Origin of the sequence: Pseudomonas sp. Nvir (genome assembly GCF_963778085.1) — a bacterium.
GTDB classification, from domain to species: domain Bacteria; phylum Pseudomonadota; class Gammaproteobacteria; order Pseudomonadales; family Pseudomonadaceae; genus Aquipseudomonas; species Aquipseudomonas juntendi.
In genome coordinates this window covers 1-1,235 of the sequence record NZ_CAVZVN010000026.1, presented here as the reverse complement: position 1 = coordinate 1,235, position 1,235 = coordinate 1, and the positions used below count along the sequence as shown (strand labels likewise).

The 1,235-nt window shown below is 58.9% G+C and carries 1 protein-coding gene; it reads left to right on the top strand.

Going from position 1 to position 1,235, the window contains the following annotated elements:
• Positions 1 to 38: 38 nt before the first annotated feature.
• On the top strand, positions 39 to 1,235 hold a 1,197-nt coding region (gene nuoG, locus AACG97_RS00220), incomplete at its 3' end, for an NADH-quinone oxidoreductase subunit NuoG (RefSeq protein WP_338463235.1).

Here is a 1,235-nt window from a genome sequence, read left to right as displayed (position 1 = left end):
GCTGGTAATCAAAGGTTTTTTTTTTTGGAAGCACGCAAATGGCTACGATTCATGTAGACGGCAAAGAATACGAGGTCAACGGGGCGGACAACCTGCTAGAGGCTTGTCTCTCTCTTGGTCTTGATATTCCCTACTTTTGCTGGCACCCGGCGCTAGGGAGCGTCGGTGCTTGCCGCCAGTGTGCGGTGAAGCAATATCAGAACGCGGAAGACACGCGTGGTCGCCTGGTGATGTCCTGTATGACTCCGGCATCCGACGGCACCTTTATTTCTATTGACGACGGCGAAGCGAAGCAGTTCCGCGAAAGCGTGGTGGAGTGGTTGATGACTAACCACCCGCACGACTGCCCGGTCTGTGAAGAAGGGGGCAACTGCCACCTGCAGGATATGACGGTGATGACCGGCCATAGTTTCCGCCGCTATCGTTTCACCAAGCGTACCCACCGCAATCAGGATCTGGGGCCGTTCATTTCGCACGAAATGAACCGCTGCATCGCCTGTTACCGCTGCGTGCGCTACTACAAAGATTATGCCGACGGCACCGACCTGGGCGTCTATGGCGCGCACGACAACGTCTACTTCGGTCGCCCGGAAGATGGCACCCTGGAAAGCGAGTTCTCCGGCAACCTGGTGGAAGTCTGCCCGACCGGCGTCTTCACCGACAAAACGCACTCCGAGCGTTACAACCGTAAGTGGGACATGCAGTTTGCGCCGAGCATCTGCCAGCAGTGTTCCATCGGCTGCAACATCAGCCCGGGCGAACGCTATGGCGAGCTGCGTCGTATCGAAAACCGCTATAACGGGACCGTTAACCGCTACTTCCTCTGCGACCGCGGTCGCTTCGGCTATGGCTATGTCAACCTGAAAGACCGTCCGCGTCAGCCGGTGCAGCGCCGCGGCGACGATCTGATCACTCTCAACGCCGAGCAGGCGATGCAGGGCGCGGCAGATATCCTGCGCCAGTCGAAGAAAGTGATCGGTATTGGCTCCCCGCGCGCCAGCATCGAAAGCAACTTTGCGCTGCGTGAGCTGGTGGGCGCCGACAACTTCTATACCGGCATCGCCAAAGGCGAACAAGCGCGCCTGCAGATGATGCTGAAAGTGCTGCGTGAAGGTGGGGTCCATACCCCAAGCCTGCGCGATATCGAATCCTACGATGCGGTACTGGTGCTGGGCGAAGACATTACCCAGACCGGCGCGCGCGTGGCCCTGGCAGTCCGCCAGGCGGTGAAAGGG